This window comes from Arachnia propionica, assembly GCF_003859805.1.
Taxonomy (GTDB): Bacteria; Actinomycetota; Actinomycetes; order Propionibacteriales; family Propionibacteriaceae; genus Arachnia; species Arachnia propionica_C.
Genome location: NZ_RQZG01000003.1, coordinates 93,674 through 111,635, shown reverse-complemented (window position 1 = coordinate 111,635; position 17,962 = coordinate 93,674). Strand labels below are relative to the sequence as shown.

The 17,962-nt window shown below is 67.6% G+C and carries 24 protein-coding genes, 1 tRNA gene and 1 pseudogene; 12 read left to right on the top strand and 14 right to left on the bottom strand.

The genetic code is table 11. The features are described from left to right. Positions 1-6 precede the first annotated feature (6 nt). The gene (gene metB, locus EII34_RS04075) at positions 7-1,176 is read right to left on the bottom strand and encodes a cystathionine gamma-synthase (protein WP_260425046.1); all 1,170 of its coding nucleotides are present in this window, start codon (positions 1,174-1,176) and stop codon (positions 7-9) included. A gap of 135 nt (positions 1,177-1,311) precedes the next feature. Between metB and EII34_RS04070 the strand changes: the two genes are divergently transcribed. Both EII34_RS04070 and EII34_RS04065 read left to right on the top strand, forming a co-directional pair. Next, the gene (locus EII34_RS04070; protein WP_124843191.1) at positions 1,312-2,109 is read left to right on the top strand and encodes a class I SAM-dependent methyltransferase; all 798 of its coding nucleotides are present in this window, start codon (positions 1,312-1,314) and stop codon (positions 2,107-2,109) included. Then, a complete protein-coding gene (locus EII34_RS04065; protein ID WP_124843189.1) occupies positions 2,109-2,711 on the top strand; it encodes a helix-turn-helix domain-containing protein in 603 nt (200 codons plus the stop codon). The genes EII34_RS04070 and EII34_RS04065 overlap by 1 nt, the downstream gene beginning before the upstream one ends. Here the strand turns inward: EII34_RS04065 and EII34_RS04060 are convergent, their stop codons facing one another. The 5 genes from EII34_RS04060 to EII34_RS04040 all read right to left on the bottom strand — a co-directional run bounded on the left by EII34_RS04060 (position 2,712) and on the right by EII34_RS04040 (position 6,037). Further along, complete coding sequence (locus EII34_RS04060; protein ID WP_124843187.1) at positions 2,712-3,095, bottom strand: VOC family protein; 384 nt, start codon at positions 3,093-3,095, stop codon at positions 2,712-2,714. It abuts the gene before it with no gap. Between the two features lie 67 nt (positions 3,096-3,162). After that, positions 3,163-3,552: a type II toxin-antitoxin system VapC family toxin gene (locus EII34_RS04055; RefSeq protein WP_124843185.1), complete on the bottom strand. Its 390-nt coding sequence runs from the start codon at positions 3,550-3,552 to the stop codon at positions 3,163-3,165. After that, complete coding sequence (locus EII34_RS04050) at positions 3,549-3,794, bottom strand: type II toxin-antitoxin system VapB family antitoxin (RefSeq protein ID WP_124843183.1); 246 nt, start codon at positions 3,792-3,794, stop codon at positions 3,549-3,551. Before EII34_RS04050 ends, EII34_RS04055 begins: the two co-directional genes overlap by 4 nt. A 289-nt stretch (positions 3,795-4,083) precedes the next feature. Then, the gene (locus EII34_RS04045; RefSeq protein ID WP_124843181.1) at positions 4,084-4,611 is read right to left on the bottom strand and encodes a Panacea domain-containing protein; all 528 of its coding nucleotides are present in this window, start codon (positions 4,609-4,611) and stop codon (positions 4,084-4,086) included. A gap of 328 nt (positions 4,612-4,939) precedes the next feature. Continuing rightward, complete coding sequence (locus tag EII34_RS04040) at positions 4,940-6,037, bottom strand: ABC transporter ATP-binding protein (RefSeq protein ID WP_124843179.1); 1,098 nt, start codon at positions 6,035-6,037, stop codon at positions 4,940-4,942. Positions 6,038-6,180: 143 nt separating this feature from the next. Here EII34_RS04040 and EII34_RS04035 point away from each other — a divergent pair, with 143 nt between their 5' ends. Next, positions 6,181-6,897 carry a DedA family protein gene (locus EII34_RS04035; RefSeq protein WP_260425045.1) on the top strand — a complete coding sequence of 239 codons (717 nt, stop codon included), beginning with the start codon at positions 6,181-6,183 and terminating at the stop codon, positions 6,895-6,897. On the opposite strand, the gene EII34_RS04030 is transcribed toward EII34_RS04035, so the two are convergent. After that, positions 6,863-7,747 (bottom strand): helix-turn-helix transcriptional regulator, encoded by an 885-nt coding sequence (locus EII34_RS04030; RefSeq protein WP_124843177.1) that lies wholly within the window; start codon positions 7,745-7,747, stop codon positions 6,863-6,865. The genes EII34_RS04035 and EII34_RS04030 overlap by 35 nt on opposite strands. A 65-nt stretch (positions 7,748-7,812) precedes the next feature. Between EII34_RS04030 and EII34_RS04025 the strand changes: the two genes are divergently transcribed. Together EII34_RS04025 and EII34_RS04020 are read left to right on the top strand one after the other, a co-directional pair. Further along, positions 7,813-8,409, top strand: coding sequence for a TIGR03086 family metal-binding protein (locus EII34_RS04025; RefSeq protein WP_124843175.1), 597 nt, complete (start codon positions 7,813-7,815; stop codon positions 8,407-8,409). A 91-nt stretch (positions 8,410-8,500) separates the two neighbouring features. Further along, positions 8,501-9,463 (top strand): restriction endonuclease, encoded by a 963-nt coding sequence (locus EII34_RS04020; protein WP_124843173.1) that lies wholly within the window; start codon positions 8,501-8,503, stop codon positions 9,461-9,463. Here the strand turns inward: EII34_RS04020 and EII34_RS04015 are convergent. The 3 genes from EII34_RS04015 to manA all read right to left on the bottom strand — a co-directional run bounded on the left by EII34_RS04015 (position 9,445) and on the right by manA (position 11,413). After that, positions 9,445-10,068, bottom strand: coding sequence for a class I SAM-dependent methyltransferase (locus EII34_RS04015; RefSeq protein WP_124843171.1), 624 nt, complete (start codon positions 10,066-10,068; stop codon positions 9,445-9,447). The two genes, EII34_RS04020 and EII34_RS04015, sit on opposite strands and share 19 nt — an antisense overlap. A 51-nt stretch (positions 10,069-10,119) precedes the next feature. Beyond that, positions 10,120-10,195: transfer RNA gene (locus tag EII34_RS04010), tRNA-Thr, on the bottom strand. Positions 10,196-10,234: 39 nt separating this feature from the next. Continuing rightward, complete coding sequence (manA, locus tag EII34_RS04005) at positions 10,235-11,413, bottom strand: mannose-6-phosphate isomerase, class I (protein ID WP_124843169.1); 1,179 nt, start codon at positions 11,411-11,413, stop codon at positions 10,235-10,237. 139 nt (positions 11,414-11,552) lie between these two features. Here manA and EII34_RS04000 point away from each other — a divergent pair, with 139 nt between their 5' ends. Genes EII34_RS04000 through EII34_RS03990 form a run of 3 tightly spaced genes read left to right on the top strand, consistent with a single transcriptional unit; the run spans position 11,553 to position 12,681 of the window. Then, on the top strand, positions 11,553-11,819 hold the full coding sequence (locus EII34_RS04000) for a DUF3263 domain-containing protein (protein WP_124843167.1): 267 nt from the start codon (positions 11,553-11,555) through the stop codon (positions 11,817-11,819). 4 nt (positions 11,820-11,823) lie between these two features. After that, positions 11,824-12,216 carry a YchJ family protein gene (locus EII34_RS03995; protein WP_124843165.1) on the top strand — a complete coding sequence of 131 codons (393 nt, stop codon included), beginning with the start codon at positions 11,824-11,826 and terminating at the stop codon, positions 12,214-12,216. 6 nt (positions 12,217-12,222) lie between these two features. Further along, the gene (locus EII34_RS03990; protein WP_124843163.1) at positions 12,223-12,681 is read left to right on the top strand and encodes a macro domain-containing protein; all 459 of its coding nucleotides are present in this window, start codon (positions 12,223-12,225) and stop codon (positions 12,679-12,681) included. Here the strand turns inward: EII34_RS03990 and EII34_RS15885 are convergent. From EII34_RS15885 to EII34_RS03970, 4 genes are read right to left on the bottom strand one after another with little or no spacing between them, the layout of a single operon-like run. Then, on the bottom strand, positions 12,623-13,237 hold the full coding sequence (locus EII34_RS15885) for a hypothetical protein (RefSeq protein ID WP_185711164.1): 615 nt from the start codon (positions 13,235-13,237) through the stop codon (positions 12,623-12,625). The genes EII34_RS03990 and EII34_RS15885 overlap by 59 nt on opposite strands. Then, on the bottom strand, positions 13,125-13,469 hold the full coding sequence (locus EII34_RS03980; protein WP_124843161.1) for a hypothetical protein: 345 nt from the start codon (positions 13,467-13,469) through the stop codon (positions 13,125-13,127). The genes EII34_RS15885 and EII34_RS03980 overlap by 113 nt, the downstream gene beginning before the upstream one ends. A gap of 24 nt (positions 13,470-13,493) precedes the next feature. Beyond that, positions 13,494-13,751 carry a Txe/YoeB family addiction module toxin gene (locus EII34_RS03975; RefSeq protein WP_124843159.1) on the bottom strand — a complete coding sequence of 86 codons (258 nt, stop codon included), beginning with the start codon at positions 13,749-13,751 and terminating at the stop codon, positions 13,494-13,496. 1 nt (position 13,752) lies between these two features. Next, positions 13,753-14,010 (bottom strand): type II toxin-antitoxin system Phd/YefM family antitoxin, encoded by a 258-nt coding sequence (locus EII34_RS03970; RefSeq protein WP_124843157.1) that lies wholly within the window; start codon positions 14,008-14,010, stop codon positions 13,753-13,755. A 230-nt stretch (positions 14,011-14,240) separates the two neighbouring features. On the opposite strand from EII34_RS03970, the gene groL reads away from it, so the two are divergent. The 4 genes and pseudogenes from groL (at position 14,241) to EII34_RS16230 (ending at position 17,944) form a co-directional block, all read left to right on the top strand. Beyond that, positions 14,241-15,869: a chaperonin GroEL gene (gene groL / locus EII34_RS03965; RefSeq protein ID WP_124843155.1), complete on the top strand. Its 1,629-nt coding sequence runs from the start codon at positions 14,241-14,243 to the stop codon at positions 15,867-15,869. A 283-nt stretch (positions 15,870-16,152) separates the two neighbouring features. Continuing rightward, positions 16,153-17,301: an AAA family ATPase gene (locus EII34_RS03960; protein WP_124843153.1), complete on the top strand. Its 1,149-nt coding sequence runs from the start codon at positions 16,153-16,155 to the stop codon at positions 17,299-17,301. A gap of 159 nt (positions 17,302-17,460) precedes the next feature. Beyond that, a pseudogene (locus EII34_RS16775) lies at positions 17,461-17,622 on the top strand (hypothetical protein); the annotation flags it as partial. A gap of 49 nt (positions 17,623-17,671) precedes the next feature. Next, positions 17,672-17,944, top strand: coding sequence for a DUF4276 family protein (locus EII34_RS16230; protein ID WP_221620192.1), 273 nt, complete (start codon positions 17,672-17,674; stop codon positions 17,942-17,944). Positions 17,945-17,962: the final 18 nt, after the last annotated feature.

Genomic DNA, 17,962 nt, shown 5'->3' with positions numbered 1-17,962 from the left:
GGGGCCTCAACAGGGAAGTTCTTGCGCTGCCCGGTCCAAGGCCTCGCGGATGGCCCGGGCCAGGTCCTCGGGTGACTCCAGGCCGATGCTGAGGCGCACCAGCCCGTCGGTGATGCCCGCTCTCGCCCGGGCTTCGGCGGACATCCCGGCGTGGGTCATCGTCGCGGGATGACAGATCAACGACTCCACCCCGCCCAGGGACTCGGCCAGGTGGAAGATCGGCAGGCCGTCCAGGAACCGTTCGACCGCCGCGCGGCCACCGGCCAGGTCGATGCTGATGAGCGACCCGAAACCCGACTGCTGACGCCCGGCCACCTCGTGCCCGGGATGCTCCGGCAGACCGGGCCAGTGCAGGGTCGCGACCGCCGGGTGCCCGAGGGCCGCCTCGATGACCGCCTCGGTGCCGAGCGCGTGCATCCGGATCCGTGCATCAAGGGTGCGAAGCCCCCTGAGCGTGAGGTAGGAGTCGAACGCGCCTGCGGTCAGTCCCAGCACGTTCGCCAACCAGCGGAGATGCTCGGCCTGCTCCGCGTCCCCCGCGATCACCACGCCGCCCACCACGTCGGAGTGGCCGTTGATGAACTTCGTGGTGGAGTGCAGCACCAGATCGGCCCCCAGCTCCAGGGGGTGCTGCAGCAGTGGCGAACAGAACGTGTTGTCCACCGCCAGCAGAGCGCCTGCCGCGTGGGCGGCCTCGGCGGTGGCCCGGATGTCGGTGATCCGGAGCAGCGGATTCGACGGGCTCTCCGCCAGCACCAGCGACGCGCCGTCGAGAGCCCGGGTGAAGGTGGTGGGATCGCCCACGTCGACGAAACGCGCCTCCAGTCGGCCCTTCCCGGCCAGGTGGTCGAGCAGCCGCCAGGTGCCGCCGTAGCAGTCGTGCTGACACACCACCACGCCGCCGACGGGGACGACTCCCTCCACCAGCAGCGTGATGGCTGCCAACCCCGTCGCCACAGGGACCGCCCCGGCCCCACCCTCGAGCTCGGCCAGGGCCTCGGCGAGCAGGTCGCGGGTGGGGTTGCCGGCGCGTGAGTAGTCGTAGCGGCCCGGCTCATCGGGGGCGGCGAAGACGTAGTTCGTCGACAGGTGGATGGGCGGCACCACCGCCCGGTGCGCGGTGTCGGTGCCCAACCCGGTGCGCATCGCGCGTGTCCAACGTCCCAGTTCTGCCACGATTCCTCCCGAAGATCCGCTCCAATGTAGCGGCATCGATCGAGGTACGGGGTTTTCTGCCACTCCTCGGCCGTTGCTGAGCCCTTGGGCGTGAAGAATGGCAGAAAACACCGGGATTCGTCCCAAGGAGCAGAGATGACCTACACCCACGGCCACGGCGAGGCGGTGCTGGCCTCCCACGCCAGCCGCACCGCGGAGAACTCCGCCGCATACCTGCTGCCGTACCTGAGGCCCGGCCAGCGGGTGCTGGACGTCGGCTGCGGTCCAGCCACCATCACCGCCGACCTGGCCGAACTCGTCGCGCCCGGTGAGGTCATCGGGCTGGACAACGTCGAGGCGGCCCTGGATGCGGCGCGAGCCACCCTGCAGGCCCGGGGAATCGACGGGGTGAAGCTCGTCCAGGGGGATGTCCACGAGCTGCTCTGGCCCGATGAGTACTTCGATGTCGTCCACGCCCACCAGGTCCTCCAGCACCTGCCCGATCCGGTCACGGCGCTCAAGGAGATGCTATGGGTGACGAGGCCGGGTGGCATCGTCGCGGCCCGGGATGCGATCTACTCCGCCATGACCTGGTACCCCCAGTACGAGGGGATGGCTGCCTGGCAGGAGATCTACATCGCGACGGCGCGGGCCAACGGTGGGGAACCTGACGCCGGGAGTCGCCTCAAGGCCTGGTGCCACGAGGCCGGGTTCGACGAGGTCACAGCGTCGGCCAGCACCTGGTGCTACAGCACCGATGAGGAGCGGGCGTGGTGGGCGGAGACCTGGGCGGAACGCTGTGTGACCTCCTTCGGCCCGCGCGCAGTCGAACTGGGACTGGCCACCCGCGCCGATCTGGAGCAGATGGCCGCCGACTGGCGCCTCTGGGCGGAGAGCAGGGATGGCTGGTTCGCGGTCGTCCACGGCGAGGTGCTGGCGCTGGCGGGTAACTGATGAAGCCGCTCCCGTTGGCCACGGCATGGGAAACCGTTGGTGCCACACAGCCGGGCATCATCCCGGCCGATGGCTGCATGGACCTGGTCACCGACGGCGAGACGGTGATGGTGGCAGGCCCCGATTCACGGGCTCGCCGCTTCGTACCCAGGGCTCATCGCCCACTCTGGGGGGTTCGGTTCCACCCGGGGCTGCTTCCCCACCTGTTGGGGGTTCCGGCGCAGCAACTCCTGGACCAGGTCGTCCCTCTTGCGGCGGTGTCCCGGCTGGAGATCACCCCGACTCAGCTCAAAGCCCCGAAGACCTTGCTCACCCTGTATGACGCAGAGGCCGACAAGGCCATGCGAGTGGCGCGGGCACTCGCCGACGGGGAGTCCGTGGTGAGCGTCGCGGAGGGGGCCAACTGGTCCACCCGACAGCTTCGGCGGTTGTGCGCGAGCTGGTTCGGTTACGGCCCGAAGCATCTCCAGCGGGTCCTGCGTCTCAGGGAGGCGGAGGAGCGGCTTGCCCAAGGGATGTCGATGACCGATGCCGCTGCCTGCTCGGGATACGCCGATGCCTCCCACCTGTGGCGGGACCGTCGCGATCTGGGGCCGGACTGATCAGAGCGGGCAGAACAGGTCCACCTGGTTGCCGTCCATGTCGAGCACCGATGCGTAACGCTGTCCCCAGAAGGCGTTCCATGGCTGCTGTTTGGCCTTGGCCCCGAGCGTCGTCAGTGCCTCGAAGAGGGCATCGACCTCAGCGGGGGCGGAGCACTGGAAGGCCAGGGCGATGGCGTGCCCTCCCGTGGGACGTCGCCATGTGGGGTCCAGCTGCGAGATCAGGGTCTCGGTGTCGAGCATGAGCCGTACGCCCTCGCCGTCGAACTCGACGTGGTCGTCGGTCGGGCCGCCGGAGGCCAGGCGCAATCCCAGACAGGAGTAGAAGTCGATGGCCGCCGCCATGTCGTGGGTGACGACGGACACTGCTGCGAAAGAGGTCATGCCTGACATGATGCTCTCCCCGATGCGATCCTGGCATGGACGAAACGGCCATCATCAGGTGGAGGGTTCACACCGCAGGTATCAGATCCGTGTGGGTGAAGTCGTCCCCCTTGAACAGCAGCGGTTCATCCCGGTCCTTGGCCAGCGCATAGGTGATGCAGTCACCGAAGTTCAGCCTGGCGGGGTGCCCACTCCCGCGACCGAACCTCTTGTGGGCCTCCTCGGCGATCCGGACCTGTTCTGGGGTGAATGACGCGATCTCTATGCTGAGACCCGCGAGCAATGCATCAAGTGTGGCGCTCACCTCTGACACCCCTCTGTTGCGCAGCACGATCGCCAGTTCCAGGCGGCTGGGCGCTGACATGAGCGCACCGCGCTGTTCCAGCAGCGCACGGAAGTGTTCCCGCTCCGGCTCCCGGAAGAGGATGGCGGCGATGGCTGACGGATCGACGATCATCGCGGTAGTCCTGTGTCAGGGTCATAGAGCGAGTCGAAGTCCAGTGGACCGCCTGTTGCGGTCAACTCCGCATGAACCCGGTCCAGGAGCTCATCCAGCCCGTGACGCGCCTTTTCAGTCGCAAGGCGTCCCAGCAGGTCGCTGACAGCTTTCTCCACCACACGGGTCTGGCTGAGCCCGGTCCTCGAGGCAGCTTCGCGCACCATCTCATGGATGCGTTCGTCCTTGATGTTGAGACTCATGGAGTAATTCTACCCTCTGGTGCCAGTTTTCCACCTTCACGTTGAGGAATCGCTGAGGCGCACGCACCGCCCAGGCCACTGGGTCAACTCAGGCACTGTCAAGGACACCGTGTGCTCACCCTCGTGCCGCGTGCCGCTTTCTCAACGAGTGTCGGGAAGGCTTCTTGATCCCCGAAACCGGTGAAAGGCGCGGCCACGGCTGTCTCCAGCAGACCTCTGTCCCGCAAGATTCCAGCGTTGATCTCCGTCTCGTGGATCTGAAGGCAGAGATCAACGCTGATGACGACCGTCACTCGGCGAGGAGGGCCAAGGTGTGGCTCCACCGTCGACTCGCCCTGGATGCCAGCTCCAGCACTGAGTCCGAGTCCGGCTCCCGATGAGGCAGGGGAGGCTTCTTGGGGCCCTGTCCTCGCAGGGACTGCGCGGTGAACTCCCAGAGCATCGACTCCCGGGTCACCTCGGCGGTGCTTCGTGCGCCCTCGGGGAGGGGGCCCCGGGCCTCCAGCCATGGGGATTCGCGATGTGCCCTGTCGCTCAACTCACCGCCCGTCCATGCGCGGTAGTGGTCCACGACGGCATCGATCGTGGCACGCCGCTCAGGGCTCAGGTCGGAAGGTCCGTTGACGTGGCAGCTGGAACGCACCGTGGGCACGACAGGACCCATGGCCCAGGCCTCGATCCGGTCCTCGAACATCGGAGTCCCGTGCCAGGCCAGCGACCATCCCTGCACGTAGTACAGCCACTTCTGGTACTGCGCCTCGTTCAGTGGGCTGTGCTTCTCGTTGATGTACTTCAGGACGTCCAACGCCGTGGTCATGTTGGCCCACCTCCTTCATGCGGCCATGTCGGCTGGTGTCAGCATGGTACGTCGTGGATGGGCTGGGGGCCTCGTCCACCATGAGCCGTGATCAGCCGACGCTGCAGCCAGGAGGGCTGAACAGCTGCCGGGCATGAACTGGCGGGTCACTTCATTCCGAAACGTTTCAATCGGGGTTTCGTGCAACCAGAACGGCGATTCGTGCCCTGTGAGGGGTGCCTGGTGAGGGGGTGAGGGGCGGCGCGGTGGGGAGAGGGCGTCTGGTTCGTCGCTGCGCACGAAAGGGGGCTCCCGCGCCAACTGCGGGAGCCCCCTTTCGAGGAGACGATCAGGAGATGCGCTCCTGGGTCTCGTTGCTGAACACGTGCACCGACGACGGGTCGGCCGCGAGGCGGACCACGTCACCCTTGGCAGGCGACTGGCGGGCACCGATGCGGGCGACGATCTGCTGAGCGCCGACCAGCTGGTCCTCGGGCAGACCGGCCAGGGTGCCGTACAGGTAGGAGTCGGCGCCGAGCTCCTCGACCACCGCGACGTCCAGACCGATGCCGTTGCCGTCGGCCGCGATGTGCAGGGCCTCGGGACGGATGCCGAGGGTGAGGGTCTTCTCGCCCGGGGCGCGGTCCAGGATCTCACGGGCGACCGGCACCACGTAGTCACCGATCTTGACGCCACCGTCGACGACGGTGCCCTCCATGAGGTTCATGGCGGGGGAACCGATGAAGCCGGCCACGAAGAGGTTCTTCGGGGTGTCGTACAGGGCCAGCGGGGAGTCGACCTGCTGCAGGATGCCGTCCTTCATCACCGCGACGCGATCCCCCATCGTCATGGCCTCCACCTGGTCGTGGGTGACGTAGACGGTGGTGACGCCGAGGCGACGCTGCAGAGCGGCGATCTGGGTGCGGGTGGAGACGCGGAGCTTGGCGTCGAGGTTCGACAGCGGCTCATCCATGAGGAAGACCTGCGGCTGACGCACGATGGCGCGACCCATGGCCACGCGCTGACGCTGACCACCGGAGAGGGCCTTCGGCTTGCGGGACAGGAAGTCCTCCAGGCCGAGAAGGTGGGCGGCCTCCTTGACGCGCTGGTCGCGCTCGGCCTTCGGCACGTTCTGCATCTTCAGGGCGAAGCCCATGTTGTCCGCCACCGTCATGTGGGGGTACAGAGCGTAGTTCTGGAAGACCATCGCGATGTCGCGGTCCTTCGGGGGAAGGTCGGTGACGTCACGGTCGCCGATGAAGATGTTGCCGGAGTTGACCTCCTCGAGGCCGGCGAGCATGCGCAGCGAGGTGGACTTGCCGCAACCCGACGGGCCGACGAGAACCATGAACTCGCCGTCGGCGATCTCGAGGTTGAGCTTGTTGACCGCTGCACGGTCGGAACCGGGGTAGACGCGCGAGGCTTCGCGGTAGCTGACGGTGGCCATGCCACATTCCTTTCCACGGGCAGGTACGTGCCCGACGATCCGTAGTGGTGGAAGGGTCCTTCCGATTGACAAGGCTAACAGCTCGGTTTCGCTCGGCGGAAGCCCCCCGGTGAATTGTCGCGGGGTCGCGTACCATCGCTCAGGTGAGCGACGAGCAGGAACCCCGGGGCGAGGACACCGAGGCCACCGAGTGGTGGCAGGACGAGGGCATGCCCTGGAAGCAGAAGCCGGGCCGGGCCGACATCGCCTGCATGACGTGGTTCGGCCTCGTGGCGGTCTACGGCCTGGTGATGCTGCCGCTTCGGGCCTGGTTGATCGTCCGCGCCCCCGACGTCCTGGCCATGATCTCCGGCAGCCGAACCGCCATCGCCACCGTCGGGGCGCTCTCCTCCCAGGGGGCGATGCCCCATGCGCTCATCGTGTTCGCCGTCGCCGCCGTGGCCAGCATCAAACTGGACTGGATCTTCTGGTGGGCGGGCCGACTGTGGGGGCGCGGCATGATCGAGGTCTGGGCCGGGCGCAGCGCACGCGCCGCGAAGAGCTACGCCGTCGCTGAACGGTGGGCCCACAAACTGGGGCCGTTCGGGTTCCTCATCGCCTACGTCCCGATCCCGCTGCCCATCATGCAGGTGGTCTTCGTGCTCTCCGGTGCCACCGGACTCAAGCTGTGGAAGTTCCTGCTCTACGACTTCCTGGCCAGCACCGTGTGGCTGGGGCTGTACTACAACCTGGGATGGATGTTCGGGGAGCCCATCGTCCAGGCCCTGGAGTACTACGCCAAGATCGCGGGCTACATCTCCATCGCCCTGCTGATCTTCGTCGTGTTCAGCGTCTCGAGGCGGCAGGGTCGGAAGGGGTGAGCACGGTCACCGAGGCCGCATAGCGGGAGGGGGGCATCCCGATGGTGGCGGAGAACTCGCGTGACAGGTGCGCCTGGTCGGCGTAGCCGAGTTCGGCCGCCAGCTCTCCCCACGAGGGTGGATTTCCGGAGCGGGCCGCATCGGCGGCGTCGATCAACCGGTATCGACGGATCATCCACGACGGCGTGACCCCGGCATGCTGCCGGAACATCCGCTGCAGGGTACGCGGGTGGAAGGCGACGCAGCGCGCCAGGTCGGTGACCCCTCGGATGCCGCGGTCCCGTGCGATCCGTCCCGCGATCCGGGCACACTCATGGGCTGCCTGCAGGCGAGCCGCATCACGCGAGGCGAGCACGGTGCTGAGGATCTCTCCCAGCCGGGCGGCCCGCGAGGCGTTGTCGGCCATGATCTCGAGGTCACGGGTCAACCCGACAGCATCGAGGTCCAGCACCTGACCCATCGGGACGACCCGGTTCGTCAATTCAGCCGCATCCATCTCCAGGAAGGCCCCGAGAGCTCCCGGTTCGAGCTTGGCGGCGACGTTCCAGCCATGTCCCCGGAGTCGGCGGTGGTCCACCCGGGTGGCCACCCCCACGACCGTGGCCTCGACGGTGTCGTCGTCAAGGCCCCGGGTGGAACGTGGGCCGACGCTGAGGTTCCCACACGGATGGGACAGCACCGGCTGGGTGAACTCGATGCCCTTGGGCAGGTCCCACGTCACCGCCCAGAACCACTGGACGATCCCCTCCAGTGGCCTCGGCGGATCGAACCGGGTGAAGTCCACGAACTCCCGCATCCGGCCGGGATCAAGGATCCCACGGCTGTCCTGGATGATCGGGTCCGTGGTCATGCGGTCACGCTACCGTGTCGCCTTTGTTCAAGACGTGACCTCGTGGTGACGCCACGCTGGGAGGCATGAACACGACCATTCAACGGACCCTTGATCACCTGGTGCCGGTCCTCGACGCCCTGGCCGTCGTGACGCAGCGCATCGCGCCCGGGCAGGAGAGTGCGCCCACACCCTGCTCCCAGTACGACCTCACGGCTCTGCTCGGGCACGTCGTCGGTTGGCTGGAGGCCTTCGCGGTGGGCTACGCCAGCAGTGACGGTGAGGTTCCGGCCGGTGATGCCGACGAGGTGTGGGTCACGCCTGCCGAGGCTGCGCAACGGATTCGGAGGGCGTCGGTGAGGTTGGTCGATGCGGTGCGTGGTGGGGCCGCGGATCGACCGTTTCGGATCGGCGGTGAGGGGATGCCCGGGGAGATCGCGCTGGTGATGATCCTCGGCGAGTACCTGGCCCACGGCTGGGACATCGCCATCTCGACAGGACAGCAGTGGCGCCCCGACGAGACGGCGGTCAGGGCAGCCCATGAGGTCCTCCGGCAGGTGGTGACCCCCGAATCACGGGGCGGCGACTGGTTCGGTGAGGAGGTCGTCGTCGCTGACGACGCCCCGCAGCTGGACCGGTTCCTCGGGTTCACGGGCCGGGAACCTTCCTGGAGACCGATCTGACCGATGCCCTCCCGCCACCGTTGCTGCGCGGTTCTGCGTCACCGACGCCGCTGAGCACTATGCTGCCCCTGGCTGATAGGGGGACAGCAGGATGTTCAATGACGTGGTGGCGGGCATCTGGGACTCCGTGGGAGGGGTCCTGGCGCCGGTGCTGTGGGTGGGGGCGGTGCTGCTCGGTACGGTCGCAGTGGTGTGGGTGGTCACGCTGCTCGCGCGGGCGATCCGTCGTCTCCAGGCGACACGGGAGCTCGGGGTCCGGATTCCACGCGGCTTCCGGGTGCGGCGGGCGAGGCCGGAACGCGACCAGGGGACGTTCGTGCTGGCCTATCCCCGTTGGCAGGTGGCGAGGAAGGACGGGACGCGCAACCGCAGGTACCGCACCAACGAGGTCGTCGAGGACTTCTCGACGCTGGAGTTGGGGCGGTGGCGGCTGTCCTCCCGGTCGGTGATGAGGTTCTACGACCTCGTCGTGGCACTGCGTGGACGCGGTCACGTGATCGCGTTGTCCGGGGAGGAGGCGGAGAAACTCGCCCTCCTCAACGAACAGGAAGGGCTGCGGGTCTGCGGGGCGAGCCGCAACCACATCTACCACCGTTTCGCAGCCGAACCGACGCGTTTCGAGCAGTTCTGTGCGGAGCTGTACCGGGAGCTCGGACACCGGGTGGAGGTCACCCCAGCGATCGCCGATGGTGGTTTCGACCTCAGGATGTTCGGGCCCGGTGGCAAGACACTCGTGGAGTGCAAGTGCTTCCACCCGGCCCAGTCAGTGGGACGGCCGGTGCTGCAGAAACTGTTCGGGGCAGGGGCCGTCGAGGGTGCGGACCGACTGCTCGTGGTGACCACGGCGACCTTCAGCAAGGAGGCGCTGGCCTATGCCGAGGCCGTCGGGATGGACCTGGTCGACGGCGACGCCCTGGTGACGCTGTGTGACCGGGCGTGGGGGTGTCGTCCGCCGGCACAGGGCCCGACGGTCCAGGAGGTCCAGCTCACCCTCGAGGACCACCTGGCCCACATGCCTGCCGACATCCGCGAGCGTTACGCCGCGTTGGTGTGAGCAGCCCCGAAGACGGCGACCAGGAAGGTGCTGTCAGGCTGGAACGGGCGCAGGTCCCAGGTGGAGTAGGCCTGCTGCGCCACCAGACCGGCGGTCTCGGCGTCGCCCATGAACTCGGAGAAGTCGTAGCCACGTCCCGCGCCGAAACCGATCACGACGCGGCCATCGACAGCGAGATGGGCTCCCAGACGGCGCAGCACCTCGATGCGGGTCGACGGCGCGAGGAATCCCATGACGTTGCCCGCGCTGAAGATCAGGTCGAAGTCGGCTGTGATGCCGTGGCCGGCCAGGTCGAGCTCGGCCAGGTCTCCCACCACGTAGGTGGGACCCGGGTGGTCCTGCCGGGCGGCGTCGATCAGCACCGGGTCGAGGTCCACCCCCACCACCTCGTGCCCACGCTCGTGGAGCCAGCCGCAGTGCCTGCCCGGGCCGCAGCCCGCGTCCAGGATGCGTGAGCCGCGGGTGGCCATCGCGTCGATGAGCCGGGCCTCGCCGTAGAGGTCGTGCCCCGCGGCCTCCATGTTCTTGAAGCGTTGGATGTAGCGGTGGGAGTGGTCGGGGTCGGCCGCGATCATGCGGGCCCACTGGCTCGGCTCAGGCGTCATGGTCCGTCATTGTGCCCGTGCTGCCTCGCCCCTGTCGAGCACTCGCCGTCGTGGAGCCCCCGGAGGGAGTCGAACCCTCGACCACTCGCTTACAAGGCGAGCGCTCTGGCCGCTGAGCTACGGAGGCAGTCGCTACATTGTGCCCGCGGAAACGGGGGTGAACAAGTCACACCCCCGAAGCCGCGATGAACATCTGCCCGTGACCGGTGGCCCCGACCACCTCGTGGGCGGGGATGAACACCGCGTGGCCGGGGCTGAGTGTCACCTGGTGCTGTTCGGTGCGCAGCCGGAACTCGCCGGAGGTGACCAGCGCGATCCGGGCGGAGTCGTCGCGAGGCACCTGGAGCTCGTTGCAGGAGGTCGGCTGCTGCAGCCACAGCTCGAACTCCTCGAAGCGCGATGGGAACACGTAGGTGCCGTCGGAGCCGTGGGGGGTGTCGACGGTGATCGGCACCGGCTCGAAGTTCACCACCTGCAGCAGGCCGTCCACATCGATGTGCTTGGTGGTGAGCCCGCCACGCAGCACGTTGTCGGAGTTGGCCATCACCTCCACGCAGGTGCCCCTGAGGTAGCTGTGCATGATTCCCGGGGAGAGGGTCAACGACTGCCCGGGCTCCAGGCAGAAGTGGTTGAGCAGCAGGGCTGCGAGGATCCCGGGATCGGAGGGGTGGGACTCGTCGATCTCGACGGCGGTGCGGGCGAAGACCCCGAGCTCGCCGGGGGCGTCGAGGTGCTTCACGGCGGCTGCCAGGACCTCGTTGACCAGGTGCTGGCGTTCCCCGAGGCTCAGCACGTCGAGGAACACCTCCTGCAGGGCGGGGGCACCCTCCCGGTCCCGCAGCGGCCTGATCACCGAGGCCAGGGCGTCGCCCACGCCGAGGGCCTCGAACAGGTCGGCGGTCAGGTGGGGGTCACGGAAACCGACCAGTGCCTCGAACGGACTCAACGCGACGATGGTCTCCGGCTTGGGCCAGTCGTCCTTGAAGGAGCGCTCGGCTGCGGACAGCGGTACCCCCAGCAGCGACTCCCGGGCGTGCCCTTCCCGGGCCTGCTCCCGTGACGGGTGGGCCTGCAGGCTGAGTGGCGTCGCCGCTGACAGCAGCTTGATGAGGAAGGGCAGTCGCACCCCGAAGGTGTCGATGCAGGCCGTTCCCAGATGATCCGGTCGCCGGGCCAGGTGCCCGGCCAGTGTCTCGCCGTCGGCGGTCGGGGAGTCCCCGAACGGGTGCGCGCCGAACCACTGCTCCGCCCAGGGAGCACCGTCGCTCTCCTGGCCCAGCAGGTGCGCGATCCCGTCGGTGGTACCCCAGGCGTAGCTCTGGCGCACTCCGCTCAGCTCAAGCATCTGTTCCTCTCAGTGGTCGTGCCTCAAGTGAACCGGCTCCGGTGGACCTTCTCAAGCCGGACCACCGAACGGAGGACACCGAGGTCCACGGGAATGACACCGATGTGATTCGTGCCCACGGTGGCGTAGGCTTCATGGCATGACTGAGGCCGCCATCCAGACCACCCTGAGTGAACGTGACGCCGCGATGCTGGACTTCGAGGAACGCTGGTTCACCTTGGACGTGCCGAAGGACCAGGCCATCATGGAGCGGTTCGGCTGCTCCGCCACCCGCTACTACCAGCGCCTCAACGAACTGCTCGACGACCCCGCCGCGTTGGAGCACAAGCCGCTGCTCGTGAAGCGGCTGCGCAGGGTCCGTTCCCAGCGTCAGGCCGCGCGTTCGGCCCGTCGCCTCCAGGGGTGAATCCATGTCCGAGGCCTGCCACTGCGACACCGGCCGCCCCTTCGACAGGTGCTGCGGTCCGATCCTCGACGGTTCGCGTCCGGCCGCGACCGCCCTCGCCCTGATGCGTTCCCGCTACACGGCCTACGTGCTGCGTGACGAGGCGTACCTGCTGGCCAGCTGGTACCCGGAGACCCGCCCAGAGCGGATCGATTTCGGCGGGGCGAGGTGGACCGGGCTGGTCGTCAAGGATCGCACGGATGGTCGGGCCTGGGATCGCGCCGGATCGGTGGGCCTCGTCGCCCACTACGAGGAGGACGGCGAGGCCCGGGTCCTGCAGGAGGTCAGTTATTTCATCCAGGAGGATCAGCGCTGGTACTACCTTGAGGGAGTGCATGGTCCCTTCGGGGCGGAGTGAGACGACGTGAGGACCATCACGGGGGACCTGATCGGGCTCGCCCTCGCCGGGGAGTTCGACGTCATCGTGCACGGCTGCAACTGTTTCGTCACGATGGGAGCTGGCATCGCCAGGGCGATCAAGCAGCACTTCCCCGAGGCGTGGCAGGCTGATCTGGCCACCGAACGCGGCGACCGGGGGAAACTCGGCACGTACTCCAGCGCCCTCGTCGAACGCGACGGCGTGAGTTTCACCGTCGTCAATGCCTACACCCAGTTCACCTATCGGGGCAGGGGACCGAAGGTCGACCACGACGCCATGCGCTCGGTGTTCCGGGCGGTGGCGCGTGATTTCCCGGATGCTCGGATCGGCTACCCGCTGATCGGGGCCGGGTTGGCAGGCGGAGACTGGGACACGATCGCGGAGATCATCGACGAGGAGCTCGTCGGAATGCGGCACGCACTCGTCCGACTGCCCGGCTGGTGAGCCGTCGCAGCTCCCGCAGCCCGTCGCGGAGTGGCCGTGTGGGAAGCTCCCGGTAGCCGCCCTCGACCAGCCCGGCCTGCACCTCGAAGTGGTTCGCAGCCGCTCGGTCGCCGGTGCGCAGCCACGACCACGCCATCGTCATCAGGTAGGCGGGGATGAACGGCAGTCCGAGGCAGTAGGCGTACTGCCAGGCGTGCTCCGACTCGTGCCCCACCACCTCGGGGTTCCAGGCGATGAGATCGTCCAGGCCCTGACGAGGGATGAGCACCACCGAGCCGACGGTGATCGCCCCGGCGGGCAGCGGTACGTGGGCGTGCTCGGCCCAGATCAGGCCCTCTGCCCTCCGCAGCCGCCCCCGGAAGGCGACGGCGAGCACCAGCCCCAGCGGGGTGCTGAGGTTGGCCAGGTTGGCCAGGTTGCGCAGCCAGATCGTGGTGTCCCCTTCAGTGCCTCGACCTGTGCCGCCGACGGGCGGCCCGGCGGAGCCTGGTGGAAACGCTGCGACGGGGCTCAGCGGCATCCCGGGAACGACGCCGGAGTTTTCGATCGATCGCATCCGCCAGGGTCTCCCCGGCCCACTTGTGCATCGCCTCGCGACGGATCGCGCCCGGCTCGGCGTCGACCCCCAGCCGTAGCTCAGCGCTGACCCGTCGACGATGGGCCTTCTCGAGTCGCCGTCGCCTCAACGGGATGTTGCGGCGCGACGACTTCTGGTTCTCGCCCCACGAGTCGATCCGCCGTCTGCGGTCGAGAGCCTTCTTCTCAGCCGGGGCCTGCCGCTTCGTCATGCTCGGATGGTACTGCTCGGCTGCTCAGCCGTAGTGGTAACGGCAGGCGGCGATTCCCACATGGTCGGCTTCGATCCGGTACACGAGCCGGTGCTCGTCGGTGATCCGACGGGACCAGTGGCCAGTCAGTCCGTGACGCAGCGCCTCGGGTGTGCCGATGCCTTCGTTGCCGTTGCGCTGGATGTCTCGCACCAGCTGGTTGATCCGCTTCAGGACGCGGCGATCCTGCGCCTGCCACCAGAGGTAGTCCTCCCACGCGGTGTCGTCCCAAGCGAGGTCCATCTCAGTCGTCCTCGAGCAGGTCGTGCACCGTGCCACCGCCGGACTCCAGCCGCTCCACCGCATCCAGCAAGCGGCGTGCGTTCGCGGGGGAGCGGAGCAGCATGGCAGTTTCGCGGAGTGATTCGTACTCGGCCAGGGAGACGGTCACCACCGGGTCGTGAGTGGAGCGTGTGATGACGATCTCCTCGCGGTCGTCCACCACGGCGTCGAGCACCTCTGCGTACCTGGCTCGGGATTCCGTGCAGGTCAAGGTTGTCATCCTGCACCTCCTGCTGTACAGAAAAGTGTGCATGTCCTCCGGAGGTGCCATGTGTTGGCACTCTTTGGGTTGAGTGCTAACTTGGGTGCTGGCACTCATCCCACATGAGTGCCAGCGGAAGACTGGTGAGGTCCCTTGGGGCCGTCCGTCGCGGGCACCGTGCCTTCCCAGGAACTGTGAACAGGATTCCGGGGTCACCCCCGGCTGGACGGGAGGACTCCCGAAGCACCATGGCAAAGCTGATTGAATTCAACGAAGAGGCCCGCCGCGGGCTGGAGCGGGGCATGAACACCCTCGCCGACGCGGTGAAGGTCACCCTCGGCCCCAAGGGCCGCAACGTCGTGCTGGAGAAGAAGTGGGGCGCCCCCACCATCACCAACGACGGTGTCTCCATCGCCAAGGAGATCGAACTGGACGACCCCTACGAGAAGATCGGCGCCGAGCTGGTCAAGGAGGTCGCCAAGAAGACCGACGACGTGGCTGGCGACGGCACCACCACCGCCACCGTCGTGGCCCAGGCGATGGTCCGTGAGGGACTGCGCAACGTCACCGCCGGTGGCAACCCGATCGCCATCAAGAAGGGCATCGAGACCGCCGTCGCCGCCATCGCGGCCGAGCTGTCGGAGATGGCCATCGACGTGGAGACCAAGGAGCAGATCGCTGCGACCGCGTCCATCTCGGCCGCTGATCCGACCGTCGGCGAGATCATCGCCGAGGCGATGGACAAGGTCGGCAAGGAAGGCGTCATCACCGTCGAGGAGTCGAACACCTTCGGGCTGGAGCTCGAGCTGACCGAGGGCATGCGCTTCGACAAGGGCTACATCTCCCCCTACTTCGTCACCGACGCGGAGCGGATGGAGGCCACCCTCGATGACGCCTACGTGCTCATCGTCAACTCCAAGATCTCCTCGCTGAAGGACCTCCTGCCGGTGCTGGAGAAGGTCATGCAGTCCGGCAAGCCGCTGCTGGTGGTGGCCGAGGACGTCGAGGGCGAGGCCCTGGCCGGTCTGATCGTCAACAAGATCCGGGGCACCTTCAAGTCCATCGCTGTCAAGGCCCCGGGCTTCGGTGACCGCCGCAAGGCCATGCTGGCCGACATCGCCATCCTCACCGGCGGCCAGGTGGTCTCCGAGGAGGTCGGCCTGTCGCTCGACGGCGTGACCCTGGACCTGCTGGGCACCGCCCGTCAGGTCATCGTCACCAAGGACGAGTGCACCATCGTCGACGGTGGTGGCGAGCAGGCCCAGATCGAGGGCCGCGTCGCGCAGATCCGCAAGGAGATCGAGAACTCCGATTCCGAGTACGACCGCGAGAAGCTGCAGGAGCGGCTGGCCAAGCTGGCCGGTGGTGTGGCCGTCATCAAGGTCGGTGCCGCCACCGAGGTGGAGCTGAAGGAGCGCAAGCACCGCATCGAGGATGCCGTGCGCAACGCCAAGGCCGCTGTCGAGGAGGGCATCGTGCCCGGCGGTGGCGTCGCGCTGCTGCAGGCCGCGAAGGCCGCCAAGGTCGAGGGGCTGGACGACGACGAGCTGGTGGGTGCCAACATCGTCTTCGCCGCCGCCCAGGCCCCGCTGCGCCAGATCGCGCTGAACGCCGGCCTGGAGGGTGGCGTCGTCGCGGAGAAGGTCGCGGGGCTGGAGAAGGGGCACGGCCTCAACGCCGCGACCGGTGAGTACGTGGACATGGTCGACGCCGGGATCATCGATCCGGCCAAGGTGACCCGTTCCGCTCTGCAGAACGCGGCCTCCATCGCGGCCCTGTTCCTCACCACCGAGGCCGTCATCGCGGACAAGCCGGAGAAGGCTCCCGCTGCTGGCGCTCCCGGCATGGACGAGATGGGTGGCATGGGCGGCTTCTGATCCGCTGAACCCAGACGACGGGGCGGTCCCACCCGGGGCCGCCCCGTCGTCTGGGCACTCGCTGGGAGGACGCGCGAGGACACACGAGGGTGCGCGAGGACGCACGAACAGCGCCGCTAGCTGCCAACTCCCCCAGCCCCTCCCCATGGGCACGAATCGCCGTTCTGCCTGCTCGAGGCCCCCTGTGAAACGGTCCAAAATCAAGCAGAACGGCGATTCGTGCTCAGGGGTGCGCGGTGATGACAGTCCTGTGACCCATCCGCGCACCCGCTAAGGTGAGGGGATGACCACTGCGAGGTTGGGACGGCTCGTCATCGAGGGTCTGGGCTCGGTGAGGGAGCTGGACCTGGAGGTCACCACGGATGTCACGGTCCTGATCGGGGCCAACGGCTCGGGCAAGTCGAACGTGATCGGTGCCCTGGAGCTGATCTCCCGCATCTGGGACGACTCGTTCCAGCAGCAGATCCTCAACCGAGGTGGGATGGACGGGCTCATCTTCGAGGGGACCGACGGCAGGGCACCCGTCTCGCGGATCGAGGTGCACTCCACCCCTGATGAGCACAACTGCACCTGTGGTTACCGGGTGGAGCTGAGGCCCGCGGATGACGATCGGGCCATGCTGAAGGAGTGGTTCTTCCTCGATGATCGAGAGCTCAGGGTGCGTTTCCACGACGGGGTGCCCGTGGAGGCAACCAGCAGCCGGGCCCGCCGTGTGACGGAACAGGCCGAGGACGAGTGGCAGCGCAACTTCGCCCGCCACGTCACGCAGCTGTTGGCCGGGTGCCGGGTCTTCCACTTCGACGATGTCAGCGCAGGTGCCCCGGTCAAGGGCTGGTCGACGGTGGGCGACGACATCGCGCTCAGATCGGATGCCGGGAACATCGCGGCCTACCTGCTGCGCGTCAAGCAGCAGCACCCGCAGCACTACCGAGACATCGTGACCGCGGTCCGGCACGTCACCCCCTTCTTCGACGACTTCGTGCTGGAGCCCAATCCCGGCACGGAGCGGATTCGTCTGCGGTGGCGTCAGCAGGGCATGGACCGCACCTTCATGGCCCGGGAGGCCAGCGACGGCACCCTGCGTTTCATCTGCCTGGCGACCCTGCTGCTGGGGCCGGACCTGCCCAGCACCGTCGTGCTGGACGAACCGGAGCTGGGCCTGCACCCGGCCGCCATCACGGTCCTGGCCGAGATGGTGCACATCGCAGGCCGCACCGGGCACCGCGTGATACTTGCCACCCAGTCGGTTCCTCTGCTGTCCCACTTCGACCTGGCGGAGGTGGTGGTCCTGGAACGCCGGAACGGGGCCACCGTCGCCACCCGACCGAACCCTGAGGAACTCGCTGGTTTCCTGGAGGATTTCTCCGTCGGGACCATGTGGGAGATGAACCTGCTCGGCGGGCGGCCCTCGGTTCTGGAGGGGATCAGATGAGGCAGATCGCCCTGCTGGTGGAGGGGCAGACCGAGGAGCGGGTGGTGGCTCAGGTGCTGGCTCCGGCGGCCCGGGAACACGGCATCGTGCTGCAGCTCATCGTGGTGTGCACCTCAGGGACATCACGGCGGTGGGTCGTGGCGCCACTACCACGACAAGCTGCGACCGCTGCTGGAGGAGAAGCACTGGGCGGCGGTGGGCCTGCTCGTGGACCTCTACGGATACCCGAAGAGAGCTCCTGGGCGCTCAGGGGATCAGCTTCAGGATTGGGAAAAAGTGACGGAGGCCCTGCACGCTGAGTACGCCTCCTCGAGGTTCAACCCCTTGGTGGTTCCGCACGAGACGGAGGCCTGGGTGCTCGCGGCCATTGATGCCGGTGCCGGGAGGGGACTGGCTCAAGCCCAAGCAGATTGCCTCACTGCGCGCCGCCATCGACGAAGCAGGAGGGCCGGAGAAGGTGAATTCACGACCCGACCTGGCGCCGTCGAAGCGACTGCTTGCCATCCGCTCGGACTACTCCAAGGTGCTTCACGGGCCGCAGTGGATAGCAGAGGTCGGTCTGGGGGCGATCCTGGAACGATGCCCCGTCTTCGCTCACTGGTGGGGCTCACTGTTGAGCTCTGCTGAGCAGACCGAGGCGTGAGAGGGGCGGCGGTCTGGA

What these genes read in the sequence shown, in the direction of transcription:
- EII34_RS04070 (WP_124843191.1), top strand. Translation starts at nt 1,312, where the DNA reads ATGACCTACACCCACGGCCACGGCGAGGCGGTGCTGGCCTCCCACGCC.
- EII34_RS04065 (WP_124843189.1), top strand. Translation starts at nt 2,109, where the DNA reads ATGAAGCCGCTCCCGTTGGCCACGGCATGGGAAACCGTTGGTGCCACA.
- EII34_RS04060 (WP_124843187.1), bottom strand. Translation starts at nt 3,095, where the DNA reads ATGACCTCTTTCGCAGCAGTGTCCGTCGTCACCCACGACATGGCGGCG.
- EII34_RS04055 (WP_124843185.1), bottom strand. Translation starts at nt 3,552, where the DNA reads ATGATCGTCGATCCGTCAGCCATCGCCGCCATCCTCTTCCGGGAGCCG.
- EII34_RS04050 (WP_124843183.1), bottom strand. Translation starts at nt 3,794, where the DNA reads ATGAGTCTCAACATCAAGGACGAACGCATCCATGAGATGGTGCGCGAA.
- EII34_RS04045 (WP_124843181.1), bottom strand. Translation starts at nt 4,611, where the DNA reads ATGACCACGGCGTTGGACGTCCTGAAGTACATCAACGAGAAGCACAGC.
- EII34_RS04040 (WP_124843179.1), bottom strand. Translation starts at nt 6,037, where the DNA reads ATGGCCACCGTCAGCTACCGCGAAGCCTCGCGCGTCTACCCCGGTTCC.
- EII34_RS04030 (WP_124843177.1), bottom strand. Translation starts at nt 7,747, where the DNA reads ATGACCACGGACCCGATCATCCAGGACAGCCGTGGGATCCTTGATCCC.
- EII34_RS04025 (WP_124843175.1), top strand. Translation starts at nt 7,813, where the DNA reads ATGAACACGACCATTCAACGGACCCTTGATCACCTGGTGCCGGTCCTC.
- EII34_RS04020 (WP_124843173.1), top strand. Translation starts at nt 8,501, where the DNA reads ATGTTCAATGACGTGGTGGCGGGCATCTGGGACTCCGTGGGAGGGGTC.
- EII34_RS04015 (WP_124843171.1), bottom strand. Translation starts at nt 10,068, where the DNA reads ATGACGCCTGAGCCGAGCCAGTGGGCCCGCATGATCGCGGCCGACCCC.
- manA (WP_124843169.1), bottom strand. Translation starts at nt 11,413, where the DNA reads ATGCTTGAGCTGAGCGGAGTGCGCCAGAGCTACGCCTGGGGTACCACC.
- EII34_RS04000 (WP_124843167.1), top strand. Translation starts at nt 11,553, where the DNA reads ATGACTGAGGCCGCCATCCAGACCACCCTGAGTGAACGTGACGCCGCG.
- EII34_RS03995 (WP_124843165.1), top strand. Translation starts at nt 11,824, where the DNA reads ATGTCCGAGGCCTGCCACTGCGACACCGGCCGCCCCTTCGACAGGTGC.
- EII34_RS15885 (WP_185711164.1), bottom strand. Translation starts at nt 13,237, where the DNA reads ATGCGATCGATCGAAAACTCCGGCGTCGTTCCCGGGATGCCGCTGAGC.
- EII34_RS03980 (WP_124843161.1), bottom strand. Translation starts at nt 13,469, where the DNA reads ATGACGAAGCGGCAGGCCCCGGCTGAGAAGAAGGCTCTCGACCGCAGA.
- EII34_RS03975 (WP_124843159.1), bottom strand. Translation starts at nt 13,751, where the DNA reads ATGGACCTCGCTTGGGACGACACCGCGTGGGAGGACTACCTCTGGTGG.
- EII34_RS03970 (WP_124843157.1), bottom strand. Translation starts at nt 14,010, where the DNA reads ATGACAACCTTGACCTGCACGGAATCCCGAGCCAGGTACGCAGAGGTG.
- groL (WP_124843155.1), top strand. Translation starts at nt 14,241, where the DNA reads ATGGCAAAGCTGATTGAATTCAACGAAGAGGCCCGCCGCGGGCTGGAG.
- EII34_RS03960 (WP_124843153.1), top strand. Translation starts at nt 16,153, where the DNA reads ATGACCACTGCGAGGTTGGGACGGCTCGTCATCGAGGGTCTGGGCTCG.
- EII34_RS16230 (WP_221620192.1), top strand. Translation starts at nt 17,672, where the DNA reads ATGCCGGTGCCGGGAGGGGACTGGCTCAAGCCCAAGCAGATTGCCTCA.